Origin of the sequence: Streptomyces sp. NPDC042638, assembly GCF_040647235.1 — a bacterium.
GTDB lineage: Bacteria > Actinomycetota > Actinomycetes > Streptomycetales > Streptomycetaceae > Streptomyces > Streptomyces rameus.
The window spans coordinates 204,320-229,710 of the sequence record NZ_JBEZBT010000005.1 but is presented as its reverse complement, the minus strand read 5'-3'; the positions used below and the strand labels follow the sequence as shown (position 1 = coordinate 229,710).

Below are 25,391 nucleotides of genomic sequence, written 5' to 3'. Positions count from 1 at the left end.
GAACTCATGTGCTGGGGGGAGGGACGGCCGCGCCGCCGTGGGGAGTTGGGCGCCGTGTGTTTGACTTGTCTCCCTGTGGGCATGTCGACAAAACGCTGAAGTGACCTCACGGGCTGCGGTATACCGGGTGTACCCAGGTTGCAGGTGGTGCGACGATGGACGTTATGGGGGACAAGGCAACTCTGTTCGAGACAGGGCGATTTGTGCAGCCTGTCGGCACGGAGCCGACCCGCGACGAAATGGTGGACATGGGGGAAGCCGCCGAGGAGACGCGTCTCGCGCTCGCCGCGCAGAGCGGTGACGTCGAGGCGGCCAGTGTCCTCGGATCCATCCTGCTGCGCCGTGGCGACCTCGACGGAGCCGAACCTCAGCTGCGGGCCGCCACCGCGGCCGGTGACCGGGCCGCCGCCAACAACCTGGGAGTGCTGCTGCACCAGCGCGGTTACGCCGAGGAGGCGGCCGGCTGGTGGCGGATCGCCGCCGTGGCCGGTTCCGCCGCCGCCGCGCACGCGCTCGGCCGCTACCACCGTGAACGCGGTGACGAGCCGGCCGCCGAGTACTGGCTGCGCCAGTCCGCCGAGCAGGGCCACGTCCTCGGTGCCTACGCGCTCGCCGACCTGCTGGAGCACCGCGGGGACGTCGGTGCGGAGCACTGGATGCGGGCCGCGGCCGAACGCGGGCACCGCGAGGCCGCCTACCGGCTGGCGCGCGCGCTCGACCGCACGGGCGCACCCGAGGACGAGACCGCCCCTGACAACGCTGTCGCCGAGGCCGAGCAGTGGTACCGGCAGGCCGCCGCGCGCGGTCACCAGCGGGCCGCTCTGCACCTCGGGGCGATCCTGGAGAAGCGCGGGGAGCTGAAGGAGGCCGGGCGCTGGTACCTGACCTCCGCCAAGGACGGCGAGCCGCGGGCCGCCTGCGCGCTCGGCTTCCTGCTGCGCGACGCCGGTGACACCGAGAGCGCGGCCGTGTGGTGGCTGCGCGCCGCCCAGGAGGGCGACGGCAACGCGGCCAACGCGCTGGGCGCCCTGCACGCCGAGCGCGGCGAGACCCAGACCGCCGAGCGCTGGTACCGGGCCGCGCTGGACGCCGGTGACGACAACGGCGCCTACAACCTCGGGCTGCTCTGCGCGGAACAGGGCCGGACGGCGCAGGCCGAGCAGTGGTACCGGCGGGCCGCCTACGCCGGGCACCGGGAGGCCGCGAACGCGCTGGCCATCCTGCTGCTCCAGGGCGGCGACACCACCGGCGCCGAGCCGTGGTTCTCCAAGGCCGCCGAGGCGGGCAGCGTGGACGCCGCGTTCAATCTCGGCATCCTCTACGCCGGCCGTGGGGCGGAGGAGATGGCCCTGCGCTGGTACGAGCGGGCGGCTGCCGCCGGGCACGCCGAGGCCGCGCTGCAGATCGGGATCGCCCGGCTGCGCGAGGGCGACGAGCAGGAGGCCGAACGCCATCTGCGCTGTGCCGCGGGCGGCGGAAGCGCGGAGGGCGCATACCGGCTGGCCGCCCTGCTCGACGCGCGGCGGCCGCCGGAGCCCGCGCATGAGCTGGGGGAGATCGTCCAGGAGAAGACCGAGTGCGAGGAGTGGTACGAGCGGGCCGCCTCGCAGGGGCACCGGCGGGCGCAGGTGCGGGTCGGCATGCTCGCGGCGGCCCGGGGTGACGTGGTGGAGGCGGCGCGGTGGTACCGGACGGCGGCCGAGGCCGGGTCCCGCAACGGTGCCTTCAACCTGGGGCTGCTGCTCGCCCGTGAGGGCAGTGAGCCGGAGGCGGCGGTGTGGTGGACCCGGGCCGCCGACGCCGGCCACGGCCGGGCGGCGTTGCGGCTGGCCCTTGTCTACGCGCGTCGCGGTGAGCTGGCGGAAGGGCAGAGGTGGGCCGACCGGGCCGTTGCGCTGGGGCCGGCGGAGGTCGCCGAGCGGGCGGGGCGCCTGCGGGACGCGCTGCGGGAAGAGCTGTCGGCGTGACGGGCGGGCCGGGGACGCCGTGGCGTTACACCCGACTCGTCGCACGGAATCCCCATCGCCCACCCTGATCGGGCGGCCCTGTAGTGACGCCCGTCACCACGCGCCCAAGTGATTTGCATCTGGGCACCGGGCTCACGTAGTGTCGTGTTTACCGACGCGGGGTGGAGCAGCTCGGTAGCTCGCTGGGCTCATAACCCAGAGGTCGCAGGTTCAAATCCTGTCCCCGCTACTGAACGCCGAGGGCCGGAATCCAGAAATGGGTTCCGACCCTCGGCGTTTTCGGGTGCACAGCCGCGAAGCCGACAGGCCTACGCGAAGAGCCCCGGCGGGTGCCGGGGCTCCGGAAAAGCGGATGTCCTGCGCGTGTCTAGGCGCTCGCGCACTCCGGGCACAGTCCCCGGTACGTCATCTCGACGTCCGACACCGTGAAGCCGAAGCGCTCGGAGTCGGGGAGATCGGCGAGGGGGTTGCCCATCGGGTGCACGTCACGGATCGCGCCGCAGCGGGCGCAGACCAGGTGATGGTGCGGCCGGTGCGCGTTCGGGTCGTACCGCTTGGCGCGCCTGTCCGTCGTGACTTCCAGCACCTCGCCGAGGGAGACCAGCTCGCCCAGCGTGTTGTAGACGGTCGCCCGGGAGATCTCGGGCAGCTTCGTGACGGCCCGGGCGTGCACCTCGTCCGCCGTCAGATGGACGTGCTCGCCGTTCAGGACCTCGGCCACCACGCGTCGCTGCGCGGTCATCCGCCATCCGCGTCCACGCAGCCGTTCCAGAAGGTCGCTCATGGCTACCAGCCTAACAGGAAGAGGGACCAGGTCGGGAATAGGTGTGACTTTAGATCGCTGTTTGACTTAGACAAAGTCCATTGTAGGATCGAGGACGGCTTTGGCCACAGGACAGGACTAGTCAGTGATGACGCAGGAGGCGCACGTGACGCAGGGACCGCTCACCACGGAGGCCGGGGCCCCGGTCGCCGACAACCAGAACAGCGAGACGGCGGGCGTCGGCGGGCCGGTCCTCGTCCAGGACCAGCTCCTGCTGGAGAAGCTGGCCCACTTCAACCGGGAGCGCATCCCGGAGCGGGTGGTGCACGCCCGCGGCGCCGGTGCGTACGGCACCTTCACCGTGACCGCGGACGTCACGCCGTACACCCGGGCCGCGTTCCTCTCCGAGCCCGGCAAGCAGACCGAGGTCTTCCTGCGCTTCTCGACCGTGGCCGGCAACCTCGGCGCGGCCGACGCCGTCCGTGACCCGCGCGGCTTCTCGGTGAAGTTCTACACCGAGGAGGGCAACTACGACCTCGTCGGCAACAACACCCCGGTCTTCTTCATCCGGGACGCGATCAAGTTCCCGGACTTCATCCACACCCAGAAGCGCGACCCGTACACCGGCAGCCAGGAAGCGGACAACGTCTGGGACTTCTGGGGCCTGTCGCCCGAGTCCACACACCAGGTGACCTGGCTGTTCGGCGACCGCGGCATCCCGGCGTCCTACCGCCACATGGACGGCTTCGGCTCGCACACCTTCCAGTGGAACAACGCGGCCGGCGAGGCCTTCTGGGTCAAGTACCACTTCAAGACCGACCAGGGGATCAGGACCCTCACCGCCGGGGAGGCCGAGGTCCTCGCGGGCAAGGACCCCGACTCGCACCAGCGTGACCTGCGCCAGGCGATCGAGCGCGGCGAGTTCCCGAGCTGGACCGTGGGCGTGCAGATCATGCCGGCGGCGGACGCGGCGACGTACCGCTTCAACCCGTTCGACCTGACCAAGGTGTGGCCGCACGCGGACTACCCGGTCATCGAGATCGGCAGGCTGGAGCTGAACCGCAACCCGCGCAACGTCTTCGCCGAGGTCGAGCAGTCGGTCTTCAGCCCCGCGCACTTCGTGCCGGGCATCGGCCCCTCGCCCGACAAGATGCTCCAGGGCCGGCTCTTCGCGTACGGCGACGCGCACCGCTACCGCGTCGGCATCAACGCCGACCACCTGCCGGTGAACCGCCCACGCGCCACCGAGGCGCGCACCAACTCCCGCGACGGCCTCCTCTACGACGGCCGGCACGGCGCTGCGAAGAACTACGAGCCCAACAGCTTCGGCGGCCCGCAGCAGACCGGCCGGCCGCTGTGGCAGCCGTTCGACGGCTTCACCGGCGGCACCGGCAACCACCCGACGCCCGCGCACGCCGAGGACGACGACTTCGTACAGGCGGGCAACCTCTACCGGCTGATGTCGGAGGAGGAGAAGGAGCGGCTGGTCGCCAACCTCGCCGGCTCCCTCGCGCAGGTCTCGCGCGAGGACATCGCCGAGCGCGCGATCGGCAACTTCGCGAGCGCGGACGCCGACTTCGGCAAGCGGCTGGAGGCGGCGGTGCGGGCGCTGCGCGACTGACCCGGCCGCCTTCGCGGCCGGGCGGGCCGGACCCACGGTGCTCTGGGTCCGGCCCGCTTCGTGTGCCCGGGGCGGTCCCAGGGGTCCGGGTCCGGCCCGGCTCCTGTGCTCAGGGCACGGCTGCCCGGTGCTCCGGCGACGACGGGTTCCGCCCGGTTCGTGTGCTCGGGGCGGTCCCCAGGGGCTCCGTGGCGGGCCCGGCTCGTGTGCTCAGGGCACGGGGGCGGGCTCGCGGGCCGGGGCCCAGCGGCGGATGATGTCGCGGACCGAGACGATCCCGGCCACCTCGCCCCGGTCGAGCACGATCAGGTGCCGGAACCCGCCGTGCGCCATGGCGCGCGCCGCCTCCTGAAGGGTCCAGGTCGGGGCGGCGAAGACGACGTCGGTGGTGGTGTGGGCGTGGGTGCGTTCCGTGTCCGGGTTCTGGCCCAGGCCGACGGAGTTGAGGATGTCGCGTTCGGTGAGGATGCCGATGCCGCCGGCGTCGGGGTCGAAGACCACGGCGGCGCCGACGCGGCGGGCCGACATCAGGGCGGCCGCCTGGCGGAGGGTGTGGGCGGGACCGAGGGTGAGGATCACCGTGCTCATGGCGTCTCGGACGAGCATGGTTGGGCCACCTCCTACGAATCCCCGTGCGGGGATTCACAAATGCACAAGTGGGGGTGGGTTCAGAGTGACAGGTAAAAGGCGGGTCAACAAGGGGGCGCGCGACGCCAGTTGAGGGCGTACCGGGAGTACTCCCGTGTCTCAGCCGCGCTGGTTGAGATACCCCAGCAACTCGTCGTGCAGCAGACCGTTCGACGCCGCCGCGTTGCCGCTGTGCGGTCCGGGACGGCCGTCGAGACCGGTGAAGGTGCCGCCTGCCTCGGTGACGACGATCGCGTTGGCGGCCATGTCCCACAGGGACAGCTCCGGCTCGGCGCAGATGTCCACGGAGCCCTCCGCGACCATCATGTACGGCCAGAAGTCGCCGTACGCGCGCGTGCGCCACACCTGCCGGCCGAGGTCGAGGAAACCGTCCAGGCGGCCCTGCTCCTCCCAGCCGGACAGCGAGGAGTACGCGAAGGAGGCGTCCGCGAGCTTGCCGACCTGGGAGACGTGGATGCGGCTGGCGGAGGTGAGGTTGCGGCCGGTGAAGGCGCCGTGGCCCTCCGCGGCCCACCAGCGGCGGCCCAGGGCGGGGGCGGAGACGACGCCGACGACGGGCCGGTAGGTGCCCTCCACCGCCTCCATCAGGGAGATGAGGGTGGCCCAGACGGGGACGCCGCGGACGTAGTTCTTGGTGCCGTCGATGGGGTCGATCACCCAGCGGCGGGGGCCGGTGCCCTCGACGCCGTACTCCTCGCCGAGGATCGCGTCCCGCGGGCGGGCGCGCTGGAGCTGGCCGCGGATGAGGTCTTCCGCCGCCTTGTCCGCTTCGCTCACCGGAGTCATGTCCGGCTTCGTCTCCACCTTCAGGTCGAGCGCCTTGAAGCGGGCCATGGTCGCGGCGTCGGCCGTGTCCGCGAGAACGTGGGCGAGACGGAGGTCGTCGAGGTATTCCGGCATGTGAGGAACCGTATCCGGCGGTCGGGTGCGGGAGCCACCAGGGGCGCGCGCGGGAACGACTGTCGCGAACCCTTGACAGTGCGTACAAGCGCGTCAAATCTGGGCGCAGATGTCGCTGTGGCCCAGGGAGGCGAGATGCCCGCTGCCCGGGAGTCGTTGTTGGACGCCGCCTACACCGCGCTCGCGCGCCGGCCGTGGTCCGCCGTGCGGATGGTCGACGTGGCCGCGTCGGCGGGCGTGTCCCGGCAGACCCTCTACAACGAGTTCGGCAGCAAGGACGGGCTGGCCCGGGCACTGGTGCGCAGGGAGGCCGACGGTTACCTCGCCGGTGTCGAACGGGCCCTGGCGGGCTCCGGCGAGGCGGGCGACCGGCTCACCGCCGCCATCGAGTGGACCGCCACGGTGGCCCGGGAGAACGCGCTGGTCCGGGCCATGCTCACCGGTTGCTGGACCGAGCGGCTGCCGGCCCCGCCGCTCACCGCCGTCTCCTCCACCACCACGGTGCCGGCCCAGCGCCGGGCGGACGGGCCGCTGCCGGCGCCCCATGACTTCGTGCGGATCGTCCGGGACCGCGCGGTGACCGCGCTGGCCGGTCCCGGCGCCGCCCCGGCCGACGCCGCCGAGCTGCTGCGCTCCTGCGAACTGGTCGTACGCCTCGCCCTGTCCTGCGTGGCGGCCCCGCCCGCGGAGGGCGGGACGGCGGAACTGGTGCGGGCGGTGCTCCCGCGGCACCTGGTGTGACGGCCGCCGCCGTATGACGGCCTGCCGCTTCACCCTCCGGCAGCGGGGTCGTACACCGGCCTGACGACTGGGCCGGCGGACTCGGTGCGCGGCGCGGTGCCGGACCGGGCCGGTGCTCTCCTCGTGATCAATACACCTAGTGCGCGGACCCCGACAGCTGAAGCCCGATCACCCCGATGATGACCAGGCTGATGGAGACGATCTTCAGGGTGGACACGAGGTCGCCTAGGAAGATCATGCCGTAGATCGCGGTGCCGGCCGCGCCGATGCCGGTCCACACGGCGTAGGCGGGGCCGACGTCCAGCTTCTTCAGGGAGAGGGTCAGCAGACCGAAGCTGCCCAGGGCGAACGAGGCGAAGGCGACCGTCGGCCACAGGCGCGTGAACCCGTGCGAGAGTTTCAGGCACACGGCGAAACCGGTCTCCAGAATCCCGGCCACTATGACCAGCAGCCACGCCATGCGCTGTCCTCCCGTTGGTCCGGATCTCCGGCTCGGTGCGATTATGCACTTGCCGCACTCACGGCCGGGCAAACAACGCGGGCCTCAGTCGCCTTCCTTGCGCTCCCGCGTGGACAGCAGCCGGCGCAGGGAGTACAGCCGCGCCGGGTCCGCGTGACCCTCCGCCACCCACGCGTCCAGCGCGCAGTCCGGCTCGTCGTGACTGCACGCGCGCGGGCAGCCCTCCGTGCCGGGTTCCAGATCCGGGAAGGCGTGGATCACCCGGGACGGGTCGATGTGCGCGAGCCCGAAGGAACGGACGCCCGGGGTGTCGACGACCCAGCCCCCGTCGCCGCTCAGCGGCAGCGCCAGCGCGGACGTCGTGGTGTGCCGGCCCCGGCCGGTCACCGCGTTGACGTGTCCCGTCGTACGCCGCAGCTCCTCCGGCACGAGCGCGTTGACCAGGGTCGTCTTGCCGACGCCCGAGTGGCCCACGAACGCGGTGATCTTGCCGTCGAGCTGTGCGCGCACCCGGTCCGCCGCATCGCCGTTCTCCAGCTCCTCACGGCTGGTGACGACGTAGGGGATGTCGAGGGCGCCGTACAGCTCCAGCAGCTTGTCCGGCGGGGCCAGGTCCGACTTGGTCATCACCAGCAGCGGCTCCAGGCCGCCGTCGAAGGCCGCGACCAGACAGCGGTCGATGAGGCGGGGGCGCGGTTCGGGGTCGGCGAGCGCGGTGACGATCGCCAGCTGGTCGGCGTTGGCGACGACGACCCGCTCGTAGGGGTCGTCGTCGTCGGCGGTACGGCGCAGCACCGATGTCCGCTCCCCGATGCGCACGATGCGCGCGAGGGTGTCCTTCGCGCCGGACAGGTCACCGACCAGGGCCACCCGGTCGCCGACGATCGCCGCCTTGCGACCCAGCTCACGGGCCTTCATCGCCATGACGACCCGGTCCTCGACCAGGCAGGTCAGCCGGCCCCGGTCGACCGTGAGGACCATGCCCTCGGCCGCGTCCTCGTGTTTGGGCCGGATGTTCGTCCGCGGCCGGTTGCCCTTGCGGTTGGGACGGCTGCGGATGTCGTCCTCGTCGGTGTGCTTGCCGTAGCGGCGCATGACTCAAGTCCCTACTGCCCGAGCATCCCGGTCCACAGCTCGGGGAAGTCCGGCAGGGTCTTCGCCGTCGTCGCCACGTTCTCGATCCGCACTCCCTCGACCGCCAGGCCGATGATCGCACCGGCGGTCGCCATGCGGTGGTCCTCGTAGGTGTGGAAGGTGCCGCCGTGCAGCGGGCGCGGACGGATGTGCAGGCCGTCGGCGGTCTCGGTGACGTCACCGCCCAGCTCGTTGATCTCCTTGGTGAGCGCGGCCAGCCGGTCGGTCTCGTGCAGCCGCAGATGGGCCACGCCCCGCAGGGTGGACGGCGAGTCGGCGAGCGCGGCCACCGCCGCGACGCCCGGGGTCAGCTCGCCCACGTCGCCCAGGTCCACATCGATGCCGTGGATCGCACCCGAACCGGTGAAGTCCAGCCCGGACTCGGTGAGTTCGCAGGAACCGCCCATCTCGGTGAAGATCTCCCGCAGCCGGTCGCCCGGCTGGGTGGTGCGGGCCGGCCAGTCCGGGATCCGCACCTTTCCGCCGGTGACCAGGGCCGCCGCCAGGAACGGCTGCGCGTTGGACAGATCCGGCTCGATCGTCAGGTCCCGGCCGAGCAGCGCGCCCGGCGTCACCCGCCACACGTTCGGCTCGCCGCCCGACTCCGGGGTGTCCACCTGGGCGCCGACCGCGCGCAGCATGTCCACCGTCATCCGGATGTGCGGCAGGGAGGGGAGGCTCGTGCCGGTGTGCCGGACCTCGACGCCCTGGTTGAAGCGCGGTCCGGACAGCAGCAGCGCCGAGACGAACTGGGAGGACGAGGAGGCGTCGATCGAGACCGGGCCGCCGTCCAGGGCCCCGCCGCCGTGCACGGTCAGCGGCAGTGTGCCCCGGCCGTCGTCGTCGATCCGGGCGCCGAGCACGCGCAGCGCGTCGATCACTCCGTCGAGGGGCCGCTCGTACGACCGCGGGTCGCCGTCGAACCGGATCGGACCGTCGGCCAGCGCGGCCACCGGCGGCAGGAACCGCATCACCGTGCCGGCGTTGCCGACGTCGACCGTGGCCGGACCGTGCAGGCCCGTGGGCAGCACCCGCCACGCCTCGCCGGTGCCGTCGGGGCCGACCCCTTCCTCGATCTCCACGCCCATGGCCCTGAGGGCGCCGGCCATCAGCAGGGTGTCCCTGGACCGCAGCGGGCGGCGCAGCCAGCCCGGCTCGGAGGCGAGGGCGGCGAGGACCAGGGCGCGGTTGGTGACCGACTTGGACCCCGGCACGTGGACCGTGGCGTCGACGGGCCCGCTCGCGTGCGGGGCGGGCCAGAGGGCGGTGGAGGAGCTGTTCGGGGCCATGGGGCCACTTTATAAGGAGGGTCCGGGGTCAACCTTCCAGCAGCCAGCGACCTCCGCCGATCAGCGAGCACAGGGACACCGCGTGGAACAGGAACAGCCACAGGCCGGCCGGTACGTGCGTCAGCCGCGACAGCTGGTCCGCGTCCGAGTCCCCGGCCCCGCCCCGCGACCGCTTGGCCTGCAGTTCGAACGGCGGACGGACCCCGCCGAACAGCAGGAACCACACCACCGCGTACGCGAACGCCGCCTGCACCTGCGGTCCCGCCAGCCAGGACACCAGCAGGAACGCCCCGCCCGCGAGGACCACGGTCAGTACGCCGTACGCGTTGCGGATCATCACCAGCATCGCGACCAGCAGCGCGGTGGCCGCCCACAGCAGCAGGGTGATGCGGCCGGACGCCAGCAGCGCGGCCCCGCCGAGCCCCAGCAGCGAGGGCGCCGTGTACCCCGCGGCGGCCGTGAGGATCATTCCCAGGCCGTACGGCTTGCCCCGGCTGAGGGTGAGCCCGCTGGTGTCGGAGTGCAGCCGGATGCCGGTCAGCTGCCGGCCGGTGAGCAGGGCGATCAGTCCGTGGCCGCCCTCGTGCGCGATGGTGACCGCGTTGCGGGCTATCCGCCACAGCGGGTGCGGGACGACCACGGCGAGCGCCGCGCCCAGAGTGGCCAGCACCACCCACAGGTCCGGGTCGGGCTGGGTGCCCGTGAGCCGGTCCCAGAGGCCGGGCAGCGCGATGGCGGCGAGGCTGTCCATGTGGCGGAGTGGCTCCCTCTGCTGGTACGGAGTCTGGCAGTGTGGCACGTATGTGCGGACGGTATGCATCGAGTCGTAGGCCCGAGGATCTCGCAGCAACCTTTGAGGTCGAGAAGTGGGATCCCGAGGAGACCCTGGAGCCGGACTACAACGTGGCGCCGACCAAAGAGGTCTACGCCGTCCTGGACCGCCCCCTGAAAGACGCGGAATCTCCGCGTCCGGTTCGCCAGCTTCGGAAGCTGAGGTGGGGGCTGGTCCCGTCCTGGGCCAAGACGCCCGAGGGCGGCGCCCGCATGATCAACGCGCGCGCGGAGACCGTGCACGAGAAGCCGGCCTACCGCCGCGCCTTCGCCGCCCGCCGCTGCGTCCTGCCGGCCGACGGCTACTACGAGTGGGTCACCGGCGAGCAGGAGCGCGAGCTGGAGGCCGAGGGCAGGAAGAAGCGGCCGCGCAAGCAGCCGTACTTCGTGCTGCCCGCCGACGGCTCGGTGTTCGCGATGGCCGGCCTGTACGAGTTCTGGCGCGACCGGACCCTGCCCGACGACCACCCCGGGGCCTGGTGGGTGACCTGCTCGGTGATCACCACCGAGGCGGAGCGGACCCCGCTGGCGGTCGCCCCCGCCGAGGGCCCGCACGCCCTCGCCGACATCCACCCCCGGATGCCGCTGATGCTCACCCCGGACCGCTGGGACGCCTGGCTCGACCCCTCCCGCACCGACCCCGACGAGCTGCGCGAGCTGCTCGCCCCGCCCCCGGCCGGCCTGATGCGCGCCTACCCCGTCCCCACGGCCGTCAGCAACGTCCGCAACAACGGACCGGAGCTGCTGAAAGAGCTGCCGGCACCGGAAGAGGGCACACTCTTCTGACGTGACTACCGAGATCGTTGGTACGGATGCGGGGGACGCCCGGATCACCTGGCACAGGGCCGGGCGGCCACGGCTGGTGCTCGCCCTCGGCCATGGGGCGGGCGGCGGCGTCGAGGCACGCGACCTGCGGGCACTGGCCGAGGCGCTCCCGGGGCACGGCGTCACCGTCGCCCTCGTCGAGCAGCCCTGGCGGGTCGCCGGCAAGAAGGTCGCGCCCGCCCCGAAGACCCTGGACACCGGCTGGCGCGGGGTGTGGCCCGCGCTCGCGGAACCCGGGCTGCCGGTGGTCTCCGGAGGCCGCAGCGCGGGCGCCCGGGTCGCCTGCCGTACGGCGGCCGGGCTGGGCGCACACGCCGTGCTCGCCCTGAGCTTCCCGCTGCACCCGCCGGGCAGGCCGGAGAAGTCCCGGGCGGAAGAACTGCTGGGCGCCGGTGTGCCCACGCTGGTCGTACAGGGCGGCAGCGATCCCTTCGGGCGGCCCGAGGAGTTTCCGCAGGGCGGTTTCGGAATGGTCCAGGTGCCGTACGCCGATCACGGGTTCGCGGTGCCCAAGCGGGCGGAGACCACCCCGGAGCGGGTGCTGGAGATCATCACCGGCGGGGTGCGGGAGTGGATCGCGTCACTCGTGTGACACCGGGAATGCCCCGCGGCGGCCCGCTGTTGAGGCGGACAGAAGTGCTGAGGGTCTCGGCACCGACGTCAAGGAGAGGAAGTCCGCCGCATGGGTTCGACCATATGCCCGGCTCGCAGCGACAGCCGTGACCTCGAATGGTCGGTGCTGCACGCGGCCAAGATCGCTCCTATTCGAGCGGCGGCAGGCACGGGTCGTGTTCTATCCTCCGAAACGAGTGGGGCCGGTTTCGGTCCTGCCCGGGATCTTGAGGAGGTGGGTCCGGTCACTGGGACCGACGCAGGGGCCGACAACGGCCAGGCGGAGCTGCCCGAGGGCCAGGGCGTCCGAGCGGAAGCGTCCGGTGAGACGACCGTGGAGCGCAGCGCGCGCTTCGAGCGGGACGCGCTCGAGTTCCTCGACCAGATGTACTCGGCCGCACTGCGCATGACGCGCAACCCGGCCGACGCCGAGGACCTGGTGCAGGAGACGTACGCGAAGGCGTACGCGTCCTTCCACCAGTTCCGCGAGGGCACGAACCTCAAGGCGTGGCTGTACCGGATCCTCACCAACACGTTCATCAACTCCTACCGCAAGAAGCAGCGCGAACCCCAGCGCAGTGCTGCCGAGGAGATCGAGGACTGGCAGCTCGCGCGCGCCGAGTCGCACATGTCGACGGGTCTGCGCTCCGCCGAGTCGCAGGCGCTCGACCACCTGCCCGACTCGGACGTGAAGGAAGCGCTGCAGGCGATCCCCGAGGAGTTCCGCATCGCCGTCTATCTCGCGGACGTCGAGGGCTTTGCGTACAAGGAGATCGCGGACATCATGGGGACACCCATCGGTACGGTGATGTCCCGGCTGCACCGGGGCCGCCGTCAGCTGCGCGACATGCTGGAGGACTACGCCCGGGAACGGGGGCTGGTCCCGGCGGGCGCCGGAGAGTCGAACGAAGCGAAAGGCTCGGGCTCATGAGCTGCGGAGAGCCGCACGAGACGGACTGCGGTGAGGTCCTCGACCACTTGTACGAGTTCCTCGACAGCGAGATGCCGGACGTCGACCGCGACAAGTTCCAGCACCACTTCGAGGAGTGCTCGCCGTGCCTGGAGAAGTACGGCCTGGAGCAGGCCGTGAAGAAGCTCGTCAAGCGGTGCTGCGGTCATGACGACGTGCCCGCCGACCTCCGGGCCAAGGTCATGGGGCGGATCGAGCTGATCCGCTCCGGGCAGGCCGTGCCGGAGCACGACGTGACCAAGGCCCCGATCGCCTCGCAGGAGTCCTGACACGCCGGGGCATATCACCCGAACGTGCTAATCCTCAGGTCATAGGCCCCGCACCCCCCGACAGCCGTCCTAGGCTCCGAGCCTGGAGAGGCACGGTCGGGGAGGGGCGTGATGGACGCGGTACCGGCGAGGGCGCGCTGCTATGTGGCCGGTGTCGCCCTGCTGGCCGCACTCTGCCTGGTGCGTCCGCCGACGGCCCCCGCCCCCTGGTCGGCGACGGTCCTGCTCGCCGCCCTCTACGCGGCCTGCGAGCGCATGGTGCACCGCCGCTTCGGCGGTCCCTTCTACCCCGTCCTGCTCGCCGGCGCGTTCCTGCTGACCCCGTCGGCCGCCGCGCTCGTGCCGGTGCCCGCCGCCCTGCTCTCCCCGGTCGAACACCGGCCCGCCCTGCCACGGCGCGTCTGGCGGGCCGCGCGGCCCGCGCTCGCCGTGTGGGCGGCCGCCCGGGTGCACGGGGCACTCGACGGCGGGGACGCCGTCGTCGGCTCCGACTTCCCGTACGCCCTGCTGCCCGCCGGAGCGGCGGTCCTCGCCTTCTGCCTGGTGCTCACCACGCTCGACGGCGGTCTGCGCGCGGCGGCCGGGCCGGTGCCGCTGCGGCGGGCCTGGCGCGGGCTGTTCGCCCGCTCCCTCGCCGCCGTCGCGGTGCACGGACTGGCCGGGCTGATGATGGCCGTGCTGTGGCGCAGCCCCTACGGGCCCGTGTCCGCGCTGCTCGTGCTGCTGCCGATGTGCGTCTCCTGGTGGGTGTTCGCCCAGTACCACCGCGAACGCGCGGCCCACCAGGCCACCATCCGCGCCCTCGTCCAGGCCGTCGACATCAAGGACGGCTACACCCGCGGCCACAGCGAACGCGTCGGGCAGGCGTCCGTGCTGATCGCCCGCGAACTCGGCATGGACGACGACCGCGTCGAGGTGCTGCGCTTCGCCGGCATCCTGCACGACGTCGGCAAGCTGGGTGTGCCCACCCGGCTGCTGCGCAAGGACGGCCCGCTCACCCCCGAAGAGCGGCGGATCATCGAACTGCATCCCGAGTACGGCCACGAGATGGTCCGCGGGATCTCCTTCCTCGGCGAGGCCCGCGCGGCCATCCTCCACCACCACGAGCGGCTCGACGGCAAGGGCTACCCCTACGGCCTGGCCGGAGCCCAGATCCCCGAGTGCGCCCGGATCGTCGCCGTCGCCGACGCCTTCGACGCCATGACCTCCACCCGCTCCTACAGCAGGGCCCGCCCGGTCGAGGCGGCCCTCGCCGAGCTGGAGCGCTGTGCCGGGTCGCACTTCGACCCCCGGATGGTCACCGCGCTCGTCCGTGCCCTGCGCCGCTCCGGTTGGCATCCCTCGGTCACCGCCGACGAACCGGCGTACGGGCCCCCGCCCGCGGAGCGGGCCTCCCGCACCGGAGCGCCCCGATGACCGTCCTGAGGCTCGTCCACGGCACGGCGGCCCTCGTCGCGGCGGGCTCCCTCGCCGTCACCCTGTGGACCGGCCTGGCCGACCGCGGTGACGCGCTCGCCTTCGGAGTGCTCGTCACCATCGGCGAGCTGACCCGGTGGAGCGACGCCCAGGGCCGCCAGGCCGCGCCCCTGGGCGCCGCCGGCTCCCTGTCGTACGCCCTGCTGGGCGCCGATGCCGGACGGCCCAGCCAGCACGGCGCCGCCCAGGTCGTCACCGTCGTCCTCGTCGCCGCCCTGCTCGGCGCCGTCCCGCACATCTGGTCCGGCCGCGGCGGCACCGCCGACCACCTGGCCCGCCGCGTGCTCACCGTGGGCTTCGCCGCCGTCTGCTTCCAACCCCTGTACAACGAGGGCGTCTTCAGCTCCTGGAGCGGCCCCGCCTACGCCCTGCTGCTGCTCACCCTGCTCGCCCTCACCTCCCTGTGCGGCGCCGTGCTGGCCGCCGCGCTGGCCCACTGCCGCACCGGCTGGCCGTTCGGCCCGCGGCTGCGCGAGGAGTTGCGCGGACTGCGCGGCATCGGCTCAGCCGTCGTCGCGACCGGCGCGGTGATCGCGCTGGCGTTCGCCGTCGTCGGCCTGTGGGCGCTGCCCGTGTTCTGCCTGCCCATGCTGCTCGTCCAGCTGTCCGTGCGCCGCTATGCGGCCGTCCGGGCCACCTACCGGCAGACCATCGCCTCCCTCGCCCGGGCCACCGAGATCGCCGGCTGCACCCCCGCCGGGCACGCCCGCCGCGTCGCCGCGCTCAGCCTCGCCGTCGGCCGGGACCTCGGCCTGACCGGAGCGGACCTGGCCGTCCTGGAGTACGCGGCCCTGATGCACGACATCGGACAGCTCAGCCTCGTCGACCCGGTCCCGGCCGGCGCCACCGCCGCCCTGCCCGCTGCCGAGCAGCGGCGCATCGCGCTGCTCGGCGGGGCCGTCGTCCGGCAGACCGGGGTCGACGCGGCCGTCGCCGTCGTCGTGGAGCGGCAGGCCGATCCCTACCCGGAGCAGCCGCTCGCCGCCCGCATCGTCCGGGCCGTGAACGCCTACGAGGAGAAGACCCGGGACGCCGGCCCCGAGGGCCCCCTGCGTGCGCTGGAGGAACTGCGCCTCGGCACCGGGGGGGACTACGCTCCCGAGGTCGTGGAGTCGCTCGCCCGGGTGCTGGCCCAGCCCCAGGCCGTGCGGGAGCGGGTCCCCGCGGGACGAACGGGACTGTCTGACCCCGCGCCCGGCTGGGTAACCCATGGGTAATGAGCGCCTTTCCCGCCGTACGTGGTTGGATGCGAGGGAGAGGGTGTCCGGGGGCACAAGCCAGCCCACTGTAGGGAAATGGAACTGGCAGGCGGGAATCGTGAGGATCTTCGGCAAGGGACGGCACCGGCCCTCCGCCTCCTGGCGGCAGGCCACCGACCGGGCGTTCACACTCATCGGCGACGGCCGGTACGAGGACGCGGGAGAGCTGCTGACACGCGCTGCCGATCTGGAACCCTGGCTCTCGGAGTCCTGGTTCAACCTCGCTCTGCTGCACAAGTTCCGGCACGACTGGGAGCAGGCCCGCGCGGCCGGGCTGCGCGCGGTCGCCCTGCTCGACCGGGAGACCGGGGCGCCGGACTGGTGGAACGTGGGCATCGCCGCCACCGCCCTGCAGGACTGGCCGCTGGCCCGCCGCGCCTGGCAGGCGTACGGCCTGAAGGTGCCCGGGGATGCCGCGGCCACCGCCGAGCCCCTGGGCATGGAGCTGGGCAGCGCGGCCGTACGGCTGTCCCCGGAGGGTGAGGCCGAGGTCGTGTGGGGCCGCCGGCTGGACCCGGCCCGGCTGGAGGTCCTCTCCATCCCGCTTCCCTCCTCCGGGCGGCGCTGGGGCGAGGTCGTGCTGCACGACGGCGTCCCGCACGGCGAGCGCACCACGTCCACCGGGCACGCCTACCCGGTCTTCGACGAGATCGAGCTGTGGGCGCCGTCCCCCGTCCCCACCTGGGTGGTCCTGCTGGAAGCGGCCACCGAGGCCGACCGGGAGGCGCTGGAGCAGCTCGCGGCCGACGCCGGGTTCGCCGCCGAGGACTGGTCCTCGTCGGTGCGGTTGCTGTGCCGCATGTGTTCCGAGTCCCGGATGCCGTCGGACGAGGGTGACGGTGTGCATCTCGACCCGCACGACCACAGCGAGCCGGGACACCCCGGGCCGCTGGGGCACCGGACCGACGGGCAGCTGTGGGTCCCGGAGCGCGAGTGCGGGGTGGCCGCGCCGGCCTCGCTGGTGCGGGGACTGCTCGACGGGTGGGTGGCCGACAGTCCCGATTCCCGGGACTGGAGGGATCTTGAAGAGGTCTGCTGAGTCCGTCCGGCGGTCCGTCGTGGCTGATCGCGCCCGCGGGGCGGAGCCGCAGATCAGACACGTCCCGCGCCCCTCCCGGCCGCGCCCCACGTACCCTGTATCAGCAGCATCTCCCCCTGTTCTTTGAGGAAGGCGTACGTCGGTCATGGCGCAGCAGGACACCGATCAGCAGCACGCGGGCGTGCTCCCCGTCGACGGCGAGGGCTATGTCGTCGACACGGAGGACTGCGAGGAGCGTGAGAGGGCCTGGCGTGAGCGCGGCACCTCGCGGCCGATCACGGTCGTCGGCAACCCGGTGCTGCACAAGGAGTGCAAGGACGTCACCGAGTTCGGCGAGGAGCTGGGGCAGCTGGTCGCCGACATGTTCGCCAGCCAGCGCACCGCCGAGGGTGTGGGCCTGGCCGCCAACCAGATCGGTGTCGACCGGAAGGTGTTCGTCTACGACTGCCAGGACGACGAGGGCGTCCGGCACGTCGGCGTGGTGTGCAACCCGAAGCTGGTCGACCTGCCCGCCGAGAAGCGCCGGCTCGACGACAGCAACGAGGGCTGCCTGTCCGTGCCCACGGCGTACGCGGCGCTCGCGCGTCCCGACTACGCCGAGGTGACCGGCCAGGACGAGCAGGGCAACCCGATCAAGGTCCGGGGCACCGGCTACTTCGCGCGCTGTTTGCAGCACGAGACCGACCACCTCTACGGCTACCTCTACATCGACCGGCTCTCGAAGCGGGACCGCAAGGACGCGCTGCGGCAGATGGCCGAGAACGAGCCACGCTACCCCGTGGTCGCCAACGACTGACCCGCGCGGATCACGTGGGGCGCCCGGCCGGATCACTCCAGGCCGGGCGCCTTCGTGTCGCCCCTGTTCGCTCGCGCGTGCGTCGTACAACCGATCCCTTCCGTGCCCCTGGTGATCCCTAATCAGTCACACGAGGGGGGAATCTCGGCACCTTGGGGTGGTGAGTGGAGCAAATCCGTTCCCACGGCGGTCAGTTGTGGTGCTGAATGTAAGTGCGGGGATACGCAACGGCGCACGCCCGGCACAGGGGGAGGGCGCGTGCGCTCCTGGCGGCTGAGAGGGGTTTGTTCGTGCAAGCTTTCCCACACAGCACCACAGCGACGCCGACGGCGGTCGTAGTACCACCCTCACTGGCACTCCCGGTGATCGAATCGGCCTTTCCACGGCAACTGCATCCGTATTGGCCACGACTTCAGGAGAAGACTCGGCTCTGGCTGCTGGAAAAACGGCTCATGCCGGCGGCCAAGGTGACGGAATATGCCGATGGCCTGTGCTACACCGACCTCATGGCGGGCTTCTACACAGGAGCCCCGGACGAGGTCCTGCAGGCCATAGCCGACTACAGCGCCTGGTTCTTCGTCTGGGACGACCGCCACGACCGGGACATCGTGCACGGCCGAGTGGGCGACTGGCGGCGGCTGCGGTACCGGCTGCACGCGGCCCTCGACGCACCCGGGCACCATCTGCACCATCCCGACCCGCTGGTGGCGGGCTTCGCGGACAGCGTGCTGCGGCTGTACGGCTTCCTGCCGCGCACCTGGAACCAGCGGTTCGCCCGGCACGTCCACGCCGTGATCGAGGCTTACGACCGGGAATTCCGCAACCGCACCGAGGGATACATACCCGGCGTCGAGGAGTATCTCGCCCTGCGCCGCCACACCTTCGCCCACTGGATATGGACGGACCTGCTGGAACCCAGCGCCGGGTGTGAACTCCCGGAGTCCGTAAGGAAAAACCCGGCGTACCGCCGGGCGGCTCTCCTCAGTCAGGAATTCGCCGCATGGTACAACGACCTCTGCTCGCTGCCGAAGGAAATAGCGGGCGACGAGGTGCACAATCTGGGGATCAGTCTCATCACCCATGAGGGGCTGACCCTGGAAGAAGCGGTGGACGAAGTCAGGCGGCGCGTCGAGGAGTGCATCACCGAATTCCTCGTGGCCGAACGGAAATCCCTGCGGTTCGCCGAGGAAATCGACGACGGAACGGTGCGCGGCAAGGAACTGAGCGCCGCCCTCCGGTCCTGCGTCGGCAATATGCGCAACTGGTTCAGCTCCGTCTACTGGTTCCACCACGAGTCCGGCCGGTACATGGTCGACAGCTGGGAGGACCGCTCCACGCCCCCGTACGTCACGAACGAAGCGGCAGGTGAGAAATGACCGTCGAGTCGGTGCAGCCCGCGACCCCCGCGACCCCCGAGGCGTCCGAACTGCGCGAACCGCCCCTGGCCGGGGGAGCCCTACCGGTCCTCGGGCACGGCCTGAAACTGGTCCGTGACCCGCTCGCCTTCATGTCCGGGCTGCGCGAGCACGGCGAGATCGTGCGCCTGAAGCTCGGCCCCAAGACGGTGTACGCCGTCACCACGCCGGCGCTCACCGGCGCACTGGCCCTGAGCCCCGACTTCAGCATCGACGGCCCGCTGTGGGAGTCCCTCGAAGGGCTCCTCGGCAAGGAGGGCGTGGCCACCGCGAACGGCCCGCGGCACCGCCGGCAACGGCGCACCATACAGCCCGCGTTCCGGCTCGACGCGATACCCGGCTACGGCCCGGTCATGGAGGAGGAGGCGCACGCGCTGACCGATCGCTGGAAACCCGGCGAGACCATCGACTGCACCTCGGAGTCCTTCCGGGTCGCCGTCCGCATCGCCGCCCGCTGCCTGCTGCGCGGTGACTACATGGACGAGCGCGCGGAACGGCTCAGCACCGACCTCGCCACCGTCTTCCGCGGTATGTACCGCCGGATGGTGATCCCGCTCGGGCCGCTCTACCGGCTGCCGTTCCCGGCCAACCGCGAATTCAACCGGGCCTTGGCCGATTTGCATCTGCTGGTGGACGAGATCGTCGCCGAGCGCAGGGCATCTGGTCAAAAGCCGGACGATTTGCTGACGGCATTGCTGGAGGCGAAGGACGACAATGGCGACCCCATCGGGGAACAGGAGATCCACGACCAGGTCGTCGCGATACTCACCCCGGGCAGCGAAACAGTCGCGTCCACGATCATGTGGTTGCTCCAGGTCCTCGCCGAACACCCGGAACACGCCGAGAAGGTACGGACCGAGGTCGAATCCGTGACCGGTGGCCGACCGGTTGGATTCGAGCACGTGCGCTCACTCACGCACACCAACAATGTCGTCGTCGAGGCCATGCGACTCCGGCCGGCCGTCTGGATTCTGACGCGGCGCGCGGTGTCCGACACCGTACTCGGCGGCTATCGCATTCCGGCCGGGGCGGACATCGTCTACAGCCCGTACGCGATCCAGCGCGACGGCCGCTCCTACGCCCGCCACCTCGACTTCGACCCCGACCGCTGGCTGCCCGAGCGGTCCAAGGAGGTACCGAAGTACGCCATGAGCCCGTTCAGCGTGGGCAACCGCAAGTGCCCCAGCGACCACTTCTCCATGACCCAGCTGAGCCTGATCACCGCGGCGATCTCGGCGAAGTACCGCTTCGAGCAGGTCAGCGGGTCGAACGACGCCACACGCGTGGGCATCACGCTGCGCCCGCACGACCTGCTGCTCCGGGCCATGCCCTGGTAGGCCACCTGGTACCGGCGCGCGCTCAGGCGGCCTGCGGGCCCCGGAACGCGCGCCGGTAGGCGTTCGGGGTCGTCCCCAGCGACCGGACGAAGTGATGGCGCAGCGCGGCGGCCGTACCGAAGCCGGTACGCCAGGCGATGGCGTCCATGGTCTCGTCCGTACCCTCCAGCAACTCCTGTGCCAGCAGCACTCGTTGGCGGAGGATCCAGCGGTAGGGAGTGGTGCCCGTCTCCTGCTGGAAGCGCCGGGCGAAGGTGCGCGGCGCCATATGGGCGCGGGCGGCGAGCTGCTCGACGGTGACCTCCTGCTCCAGGTTGGCCTCCATCCAGGCCAGCACCTCACCCACCGTGTCGCAGGGTGCCTTCGGCAGGGGCCGCTCGATGAACTGCGCCTGCCCGCCGTCCCGGTGCGGCGGCACCACCATCCGGCGGGCGATCTTGTTCGCCACCTCCGGTCCCTGCTCCTTGCGTACGAGATGCAGACAGGCGTCGATCCCGGCGGCGGTCCCGGCGGAGGTGATCACGGGATCCTCGTCCACGTACAGCACGTCCTGCTCGACCGTGAGCCGGGGAAAGCGCCGGGCGAGCTGCTCGGCGTGGTGCCAGTGCACCGCGCACCGGCGCCCGTCCAGCAGCCCCGCCGCGGCCAGCACGAACACGCCGGAACAGACGCTGAGCACCCGCGCGCCCCGGTCCGTGGCCCGCCGCAACGCCGCCAGCAGCTCGCGCGGATACTCGCGCTCCGCATAGGTCTCACCGGCCGGTACGGCGATCAGATCGGCCTCCTCCAGCCGCTCCAGGCCGTACGGCGTGGACACGGAGAAACCGCAGTGCGTACTCAGCTGCGGGCCCTCCGCCGAGACCACGGCGAAGTCGTACACCGGCAGCCCGTCGTCGCTGCGGTCGATGCCGAACACCTCGCACACGACACCCAGCTCGAAGGGATGCACCCCGTTCAGCAGCACCACGGCCACGTTCTCCAGCATGCCGCCAGTGTGCCTCAGCGGTGGCAGTAATTCGAGGGTCTACGGCAGTCCTGCCGCTCACGGTAAGGAGTATCCGGCGCGACAGTGGTGTCCATGAACGGAAACCAGATCGAAGGTCTCATCGGAATGCTCGTCACCCTCGGGATCCTGGTCCTCCTGATCCTGCCGTCCGTGCTCGGCGCCCTGCGCGACCGGCGTGTCGACCGGCAGCTCAGGGAGGCGGAGCGCGGCGCGGCGCCCACGGCACCGGCGGCCCAGCGGCCGGCGGCACCGCGGACGAACGAGGCCCGCGGGCGCCACGGAGCGGCCCGGCCCGTCTGAGGGAACACAGAGGGGCCGGACCGCTCAGGGCGCCGTGGACCCGCGGGAACGGCGGCTCAGAAGTCCTCGTCCAGATCGACGGTGCCCTCCACCGCGACCTGGTAGGCCGACGGGCGGCGCTCGAAGAAGTTCGTCAGCTCCTGGACACCCTGGAGCTCCATGAAGGAGAAGGGGTTCTCGGAGCCGTAGACCGGCGCGAAGCCCAGGCGGGTGAGGCGCTGGTCGGCGACACACTCCAGGTACTGCCGCATCGACTCGGTGTTCATGCCGGGCAGGCCGTCACCGCACAGGTCGCGGGCGAACTGCAGCTCCGCCTCGACGGCCTCCCTGAGCATGTCGGTGACCTGCTGCTGGAGTCCGTCGTCGAACAGGTCCGGCTCTTCCTTGCGGACGGTGTCGACGACGTCGAAGGCGAAGGACATGTGCATGGTCTCGTCGCGGAAGACCCAGTTGGTGCCGGTGGCGAGACCGTGCAGCAGGCCACGGCTGCGGAACCAGTAGACGTAGGCGAAGGCGCCGTAGAAGAACAGGCCCTCGATGCAGGCGGCGAAGCAGATCAGGTTGAGCAGGAAGCGGCGGCGGTCGGCCCTGGTCTCCAGCCGGTCCAGCTTGTCCACCGAGTCCATCCACTTGAAGCAGAACCCGGCCTTCTCGCGGATGGAGGGGATGTTCTCCACGGCGGCGAAGGCGGCGGCGCGGTCCTCGGGGTCGGGGAGGTAGGTGTCCAGCAGCGTCAGATAGAACTGGACGTGCACGGCCTCCTCGAACAGCTGGCGCGACAGGTACAGCCGCGCTTCGGGGGAGTTGATGTGCTTGTAGAGGGTCAGGACCAGGTTGTTCGCCACGATCGAGTCGCCGGTGGCGAAGAAGGCCACCAGGCGGCCGATGAGGTGCTGCTCCTCGGGGGAGAGCTTGGCGAGGTCGGCGACGTCGGAGTGGAGGTCGACCTCCTCGACGGTCCAGGTGTTCTTGATGGCGTCCCGGTAGCGCTCGTAGAAGTCGGGGTAGCGCATCGGGCGGAGAGTCAACTCGAAGCCGGGGTCGAGCAGGTTCTGGGGGCGGTTCATATCTGTCGGCGCGAAGCGCCGTCCTCCAGGGGTGGGGTGGTGGTCGGGTGGCGGGCGGGAACTACTGGCACGCCTCGCAGGACTCGGGGTTTTCCAGGGAGCAGGCGACCGCGTCGGGGTCGGCGGCCTGCTGCACGGGGATGGTGGCCTGCGCCTGGGCGGCGCGGGCGATGCGCGTCGCGGGGCGCGAGCGCAGGTAGTACGTGGTCTTCAGACCGGACTTCCAGGCGTAGGCGTACATCGAGGAGAGCTTGCCGATGGTCGGCGTCTCCAGGAACAGGTTCAGCGACTGCGCCTGGTCGAGGAAGGGGGTGCGGGCGGCGGCCATGTCGATCAGGCCGCGCTGCGGGATCTCCCAGGCCGTGCGGTAGAGCTTGCGCACGTCCTCGGGGATCCAGACGAAGTCCTGGACGGAGCCGTTGGCCTCGCGCAGGGCCTCGCGGGTGCGGGCGTCCCACACGCCGAGGTTCTTCAGCTCCTGGACCAGGTAGGAGTTGACCTGGAGGAACTCACCCGACAGGGTCTCGCGCTTGAACAGGTTGGACACCTGCGGCTCGATGCACTCGTACACACCCGCGATCGAGGCGATGGTGGCCGTCGGCGCGATCGCCAGGAGCAGCGAGTTGCGCATGCCCGTCACCGCGATGCGCTCCCGCAGGGCGTCCCAGCGCTCGGGCCAGGTGAGGTCGGCGCCGTAGTGGTCGGGGTGGAGGACGCCGCGGGCGGCGCGGGTCTGCTCCCAGGCCGGCAGCGGGCCGTTGCGCTCGGCGAGGTCGGCGGACGCCTCGTAGGCGGCGAGCATGATCCGCTCGGCGATCCGCGTGGACAGGGCCCTGGCCTCGGCGGAGTCGAACGGCAGCCGCAGCTTGAAGAAGACGTCCTGCAGGCCCATCGCGCCCAGACCGACCGGACGCCACTTGGCGTTGGAACGGCCTGCCTGCTCGGTCGGGTAGAAGTTGATGTCCACCACGCGGTCCAGGAAGGTGACGGCCGTACGGACCGTCTCGTCCAGCCGCGCCCAGTCGATGTCGCCGGTCGCCGTGTCCACGAACGCGCCGAGGTTGACGGAGCCCAGGTTGCAGACGGCCGTCTCGCCGTCGTCGGTGACCTCCAGGATCTCGGTGCAGAGGTTGGAGGAGTGGATGACGTTGCCGGGCTCGGCGGTCTGGTTGGCGGTGCGGTTGGCGGCGTCCTTGAAGGTCATCCAGCCGTTGCCGGTCTGCGCGAGGGTACGCATCATCCGGCCGTACAGCTCCCGCGCCGGCATCGTCTTCTTGGCCAGGCCCGCGGCCTCGGCCTCGCGGTAGGCGGCGTCGAACTCCGCGCCCCACAGGTCGACCAGTTCGGGCACGTCGGCGGGGGAGAACAGCGACCACTGCCGGTCGGCGTCGACCCGGCGCATGAACTCGTCCGGGATCCAGTGCGCGAGGTTGAGGTTGTGGGTGCGGCGGGCGTCCTCGCCGGTGTTGTCCCGCAGCTCCAGGAACTCCTCGATGTCGGAGTGCCAGGTCTCCAGGTAGACCGCGGCGGCGCCCTTGCGCCGGCCGCCCTGGTTCACCGCGGCGACGGAGGCGTCCAGCGTCTTCAGGAACGGCACGATGCCGTTGGAGTGCCCGTTCGTCCCCCGGATCAGCGAACCGCGCGAGCGGATGCGGGAGTACGACAGACCGATACCGCCGGCGTGCTTCGACAGCCGGGCGACCTGGTGGTAGCGGTCGTAGATGGAGTCCAGCTCGTCCAGCGGGGAGTCGAGCAGGTAGCAGGACGACATCTGCGGGTGCCGCGTGCCGGAGTTGAACAGCGTGGGGGAGGACGGCAGGTAGTCCAGGCGGCTCATGAGGCCGTAGAGGGCCGCGACCTCGTCCAGCGAGCGGGTGGTGTCGTCCTCGGCCAGGCCGCACGCCACGCGCAGCATGAAGTGCTGGGGCGTCTCGACGACCTTGCGGGCGATCGGGTGGCGCAGCAGGTAACGGCTGTGCAGGGTTCGCAGACCGAAGTACCCGAAGCGGTCGTCGGCCGCGCCGTCCACCAGCGCGTCCAGCCGCTCGGCGTGCAGCCGGACGAACTCCGCGGTGCGGTCGGCGATGAGGCCCTCGCGGTGCCCGACCGCGACGGACTCGGTGAAGGACGTCACGCCCTGCGAGGCGGCCTCGTCCCGGATCGTGAGGGTCAGCAGCCGGGCGGCGAGCCGGGAGTAGGCGGGGTCCTCGGAGATGAGGCCGGCGGCGGCCTCCGTGGCCAGCTCGCGCAGCTCCGCCTCGTCGGCCCGCGCGGACCGGCCGCGCAGCGCGGCGGCGGCGACCCGTCCCGGGTCGGCGTCGGGCAGATCGGCGGTCAGTTCCGTCAGGGTCCGCAGCAGCGCGGTCCCGGGACCGTCGGTCTCCGGGTCGCTGACCGAAGCCGGATCGGCTGGCGCGATGGTCACGTGGAGGCTCTCCCTCGCTCGGCACGGGGCCTGGCGGAGGGCAGGGGGCAGCCACGAGCGCGCACGGCGCCGCGTCCACCGGCCCACTCCACGAGGCCCGGACGTCGATACGCACCCGGACCGGACGACCGGGTGGGCTGCCGACAGGTCCTCGGACTGAACAGGCGTGCGGATGCGCGCGAGTACACCGTTGCGGGACAGTTCCGGATTCGCACCGGATTCCCCTTGGCGACAGCGAGGA

The 25,391-nt window shown here is 71.6% G+C and carries 24 protein-coding genes, 1 tRNA gene and 1 riboswitch; of the genes, 15 read left to right on the top strand and 10 right to left on the bottom strand.

What is annotated here, in order from left to right; all coding sequences use genetic code 11:
- Positions 1–155: 155 nt before the first annotated feature.
- Both AB0B40_RS07005 and AB0B40_RS07000 read left to right on the top strand, forming a co-directional pair.
- On the top strand, positions 156–1,967 hold the full coding sequence (locus tag AB0B40_RS07005) for a tetratricopeptide repeat protein (RefSeq protein ID WP_345059737.1): 1,812 nt from the start codon (positions 156–158) through the stop codon (positions 1,965–1,967).
- Positions 1,968–2,122: 155 nt separating this feature from the next.
- A tRNA-Met gene (locus AB0B40_RS07000) sits at positions 2,123–2,196 on the top strand.
- Between the two features lie 138 nt (positions 2,197–2,334).
- Here the strand turns inward: AB0B40_RS07000 and AB0B40_RS06995 are convergent.
- Positions 2,335–2,751, bottom strand: a complete 417-nt coding sequence (locus tag AB0B40_RS06995; RefSeq protein ID WP_345059735.1) for a Fur family transcriptional regulator — start codon at positions 2,749–2,751, stop codon at positions 2,335–2,337.
- Positions 2,752–2,896: 145 nt separating this feature from the next.
- Between AB0B40_RS06995 and AB0B40_RS06990 the strand changes: the two genes are divergently transcribed.
- A complete protein-coding gene (locus AB0B40_RS06990) occupies positions 2,897–4,351 on the top strand; it encodes a catalase (RefSeq protein ID WP_345059733.1) in 1,455 nt (484 codons plus the stop codon).
- A 210-nt stretch (positions 4,352–4,561) separates the two neighbouring features.
- On the opposite strand, the gene AB0B40_RS06985 is transcribed toward AB0B40_RS06990, so the two are convergent.
- Both AB0B40_RS06985 and hisN read right to left on the bottom strand, forming a co-directional pair.
- Positions 4,562–4,957: a CBS domain-containing protein gene (locus AB0B40_RS06985; protein ID WP_345059731.1), complete on the bottom strand. Its 396-nt coding sequence runs from the start codon at positions 4,955–4,957 to the stop codon at positions 4,562–4,564.
- A 141-nt stretch (positions 4,958–5,098) separates the two neighbouring features.
- The gene (gene hisN, locus AB0B40_RS06980) at positions 5,099–5,899 is read right to left on the bottom strand and encodes a histidinol-phosphatase (protein WP_345059729.1); all 801 of its coding nucleotides are present in this window, start codon (positions 5,897–5,899) and stop codon (positions 5,099–5,101) included.
- 135 nt (positions 5,900–6,034) lie between these two features.
- Here hisN and AB0B40_RS06975 point away from each other — a divergent pair, with 135 nt between their 5' ends.
- Entirely contained in the window at positions 6,035–6,640 is a 606-nt protein-coding gene (locus tag AB0B40_RS06975) for a helix-turn-helix domain-containing protein (RefSeq protein WP_345059727.1), read from the top strand.
- A gap of 136 nt (positions 6,641–6,776) precedes the next feature.
- On the opposite strand, the gene AB0B40_RS06970 is transcribed toward AB0B40_RS06975, so the two are convergent.
- The 4 genes from AB0B40_RS06970 to AB0B40_RS06955 form a co-directional block, all read right to left on the bottom strand.
- Positions 6,777–7,100 (bottom strand): multidrug efflux SMR transporter, encoded by a 324-nt coding sequence (locus tag AB0B40_RS06970; RefSeq protein ID WP_345059725.1) that lies wholly within the window; start codon positions 7,098–7,100, stop codon positions 6,777–6,779.
- Positions 7,101–7,184: 84 nt separating this feature from the next.
- Positions 7,185–8,195, bottom strand: coding sequence for a ribosome small subunit-dependent GTPase A (gene rsgA / locus AB0B40_RS06965; RefSeq protein WP_345059723.1), 1,011 nt, complete (start codon positions 8,193–8,195; stop codon positions 7,185–7,187).
- An 11-nt stretch (positions 8,196–8,206) separates the two neighbouring features.
- Positions 8,207–9,523: a 3-phosphoshikimate 1-carboxyvinyltransferase gene (gene aroA, locus AB0B40_RS06960; RefSeq protein WP_345059721.1), complete on the bottom strand. Its 1,317-nt coding sequence runs from the start codon at positions 9,521–9,523 to the stop codon at positions 8,207–8,209.
- 28 nt (positions 9,524–9,551) lie between these two features.
- Positions 9,552–10,274: a M50 family metallopeptidase gene (locus tag AB0B40_RS06955; protein ID WP_345059719.1), complete on the bottom strand. Its 723-nt coding sequence runs from the start codon at positions 10,272–10,274 to the stop codon at positions 9,552–9,554.
- Between the two features lie 50 nt (positions 10,275–10,324).
- On the opposite strand from AB0B40_RS06955, the gene AB0B40_RS06950 reads away from it, so the two are divergent.
- The 10 genes from AB0B40_RS06950 (at position 10,325) to AB0B40_RS06905 (ending at position 20,352) form a co-directional block, all read left to right on the top strand.
- A complete protein-coding gene (locus AB0B40_RS06950) occupies positions 10,325–11,140 on the top strand; it encodes an SOS response-associated peptidase (protein WP_345059717.1) in 816 nt (271 codons plus the stop codon).
- 1 nt (position 11,141) lies between these two features.
- Positions 11,142–11,771 carry an alpha/beta family hydrolase gene (locus AB0B40_RS06945; RefSeq protein WP_345059715.1) on the top strand — a complete coding sequence of 210 codons (630 nt, stop codon included), beginning with the start codon at positions 11,142–11,144 and terminating at the stop codon, positions 11,769–11,771.
- 255 nt (positions 11,772–12,026) lie between these two features.
- On the top strand, positions 12,027–12,722 hold the full coding sequence (locus tag AB0B40_RS06940; RefSeq protein WP_345059713.1) for a sigma-70 family RNA polymerase sigma factor: 696 nt from the start codon (positions 12,027–12,029) through the stop codon (positions 12,720–12,722).
- Complete coding sequence (gene rsrA, locus AB0B40_RS06935; protein ID WP_345059711.1) at positions 12,719–13,030, top strand: mycothiol system anti-sigma-R factor; 312 nt, start codon at positions 12,719–12,721, stop codon at positions 13,028–13,030. Before AB0B40_RS06940 ends, rsrA begins: the two co-directional genes overlap by 4 nt.
- 111 nt (positions 13,031–13,141) lie before the next feature.
- Positions 13,142–14,446: an HD-GYP domain-containing protein gene (locus AB0B40_RS06930; RefSeq protein ID WP_362263367.1), complete on the top strand. Its 1,305-nt coding sequence runs from the start codon at positions 13,142–13,144 to the stop codon at positions 14,444–14,446.
- Entirely contained in the window at positions 14,443–15,723 is a 1,281-nt protein-coding gene (locus AB0B40_RS06925; RefSeq protein WP_345059707.1) for an HD domain-containing protein, read from the top strand. The genes AB0B40_RS06930 and AB0B40_RS06925 overlap by 4 nt, the downstream gene beginning before the upstream one ends.
- 100 nt (positions 15,724–15,823) lie before the next feature.
- Positions 15,824–16,804, top strand: a complete 981-nt coding sequence (locus AB0B40_RS06920; RefSeq protein ID WP_345059705.1) for a hypothetical protein — start codon at positions 15,824–15,826, stop codon at positions 16,802–16,804.
- Positions 16,805–16,949: 145 nt separating this feature from the next.
- The gene (gene def, locus AB0B40_RS06915) at positions 16,950–17,600 is read left to right on the top strand and encodes a peptide deformylase (protein ID WP_345059703.1); all 651 of its coding nucleotides are present in this window, start codon (positions 16,950–16,952) and stop codon (positions 17,598–17,600) included.
- A gap of 290 nt (positions 17,601–17,890) precedes the next feature.
- The gene (gene cyc1, locus AB0B40_RS06910; RefSeq protein ID WP_362263363.1) at positions 17,891–18,976 is read left to right on the top strand and encodes an epi-isozizaene synthase; all 1,086 of its coding nucleotides are present in this window, start codon (positions 17,891–17,893) and stop codon (positions 18,974–18,976) included.
- A complete protein-coding gene (locus AB0B40_RS06905) occupies positions 18,973–20,352 on the top strand; it encodes a cytochrome P450 (protein ID WP_362263360.1) in 1,380 nt (459 codons plus the stop codon). The genes cyc1 and AB0B40_RS06905 overlap by 4 nt, the downstream gene beginning before the upstream one ends.
- A gap of 22 nt (positions 20,353–20,374) precedes the next feature.
- Here the strand turns inward: AB0B40_RS06905 and AB0B40_RS06900 are convergent, their stop codons facing one another.
- The gene (locus AB0B40_RS06900) at positions 20,375–21,337 is read right to left on the bottom strand and encodes a helix-turn-helix domain-containing protein (protein ID WP_345059696.1); all 963 of its coding nucleotides are present in this window, start codon (positions 21,335–21,337) and stop codon (positions 20,375–20,377) included.
- Between the two features lie 93 nt (positions 21,338–21,430).
- Here AB0B40_RS06900 and AB0B40_RS06895 point away from each other — a divergent pair, with 93 nt between their 5' ends.
- Complete coding sequence (locus AB0B40_RS06895) at positions 21,431–21,658, top strand: hypothetical protein (RefSeq protein ID WP_345059694.1); 228 nt, start codon at positions 21,431–21,433, stop codon at positions 21,656–21,658.
- Positions 21,659–21,714: 56 nt separating this feature from the next.
- On the opposite strand, the gene AB0B40_RS06890 is transcribed toward AB0B40_RS06895, so the two are convergent.
- Together AB0B40_RS06890 and AB0B40_RS06885 are read right to left on the bottom strand one after the other, a co-directional pair.
- Positions 21,715–22,725: a ribonucleotide-diphosphate reductase subunit beta gene (locus AB0B40_RS06890; RefSeq protein WP_345059692.1), complete on the bottom strand. Its 1,011-nt coding sequence runs from the start codon at positions 22,723–22,725 to the stop codon at positions 21,715–21,717.
- 61 nt (positions 22,726–22,786) lie between these two features.
- Complete coding sequence (locus AB0B40_RS06885; RefSeq protein WP_345059690.1) at positions 22,787–25,150, bottom strand: ribonucleoside-diphosphate reductase subunit alpha; 2,364 nt, start codon at positions 25,148–25,150, stop codon at positions 22,787–22,789.
- Positions 25,151–25,295: 145 nt separating this feature from the next.
- Positions 25,296–25,377, bottom strand: a riboswitch (cobalamin riboswitch).
- Between the last annotated feature and the right edge of the window lie 14 nt (positions 25,378–25,391).

Coding starts and splice junctions, on each gene's coding strand:
- AB0B40_RS06970 (WP_345059725.1), bottom strand. CDS start 7,100: ATGGCGTGGCTGCTGGTCATAGTGGCCGGGATTCTGGAGACCGGTTTC.
- AB0B40_RS06950 (WP_345059717.1), top strand. CDS start 10,325: ATGTGCGGACGGTATGCATCGAGTCGTAGGCCCGAGGATCTCGCAGCA.
- AB0B40_RS06975 (WP_345059727.1), top strand. CDS start 6,035: ATGCCCGCTGCCCGGGAGTCGTTGTTGGACGCCGCCTACACCGCGCTC.
- AB0B40_RS06895 (WP_345059694.1), top strand. CDS start 21,431: ATGAACGGAAACCAGATCGAAGGTCTCATCGGAATGCTCGTCACCCTC.
- aroA (WP_345059721.1), bottom strand. CDS start 9,523: ATGGCCCCGAACAGCTCCTCCACCGCCCTCTGGCCCGCCCCGCACGCG.
- AB0B40_RS06900 (WP_345059696.1), bottom strand. CDS start 21,337: ATGCTGGAGAACGTGGCCGTGGTGCTGCTGAACGGGGTGCATCCCTTC.
- hisN (WP_345059729.1), bottom strand. CDS start 5,899: ATGCCGGAATACCTCGACGACCTCCGTCTCGCCCACGTTCTCGCGGAC.
- AB0B40_RS06955 (WP_345059719.1), bottom strand. CDS start 10,274: ATGGACAGCCTCGCCGCCATCGCGCTGCCCGGCCTCTGGGACCGGCTC.
- AB0B40_RS06930 (WP_362263367.1), top strand. CDS start 13,142: ATGGACGCGGTACCGGCGAGGGCGCGCTGCTATGTGGCCGGTGTCGCC.
- def (WP_345059703.1), top strand. CDS start 16,950: ATGGCGCAGCAGGACACCGATCAGCAGCACGCGGGCGTGCTCCCCGTC.
- rsrA (WP_345059711.1), top strand. CDS start 12,719: ATGAGCTGCGGAGAGCCGCACGAGACGGACTGCGGTGAGGTCCTCGAC.
- AB0B40_RS06925 (WP_345059707.1), top strand. CDS start 14,443: ATGACCGTCCTGAGGCTCGTCCACGGCACGGCGGCCCTCGTCGCGGCG.
- AB0B40_RS07005 (WP_345059737.1), top strand. CDS start 156: ATGGACGTTATGGGGGACAAGGCAACTCTGTTCGAGACAGGGCGATTT.
- AB0B40_RS06905 (WP_362263360.1), top strand. CDS start 18,973: ATGACCGTCGAGTCGGTGCAGCCCGCGACCCCCGCGACCCCCGAGGCG.
- AB0B40_RS06985 (WP_345059731.1), bottom strand. CDS start 4,957: ATGCTCGTCCGAGACGCCATGAGCACGGTGATCCTCACCCTCGGTCCC.
- AB0B40_RS06995 (WP_345059735.1), bottom strand. CDS start 2,751: ATGAGCGACCTTCTGGAACGGCTGCGTGGACGCGGATGGCGGATGACC.
- AB0B40_RS06890 (WP_345059692.1), bottom strand. CDS start 22,725: ATGAACCGCCCCCAGAACCTGCTCGACCCCGGCTTCGAGTTGACTCTC.
- rsgA (WP_345059723.1), bottom strand. CDS start 8,195: ATGCGCCGCTACGGCAAGCACACCGACGAGGACGACATCCGCAGCCGT.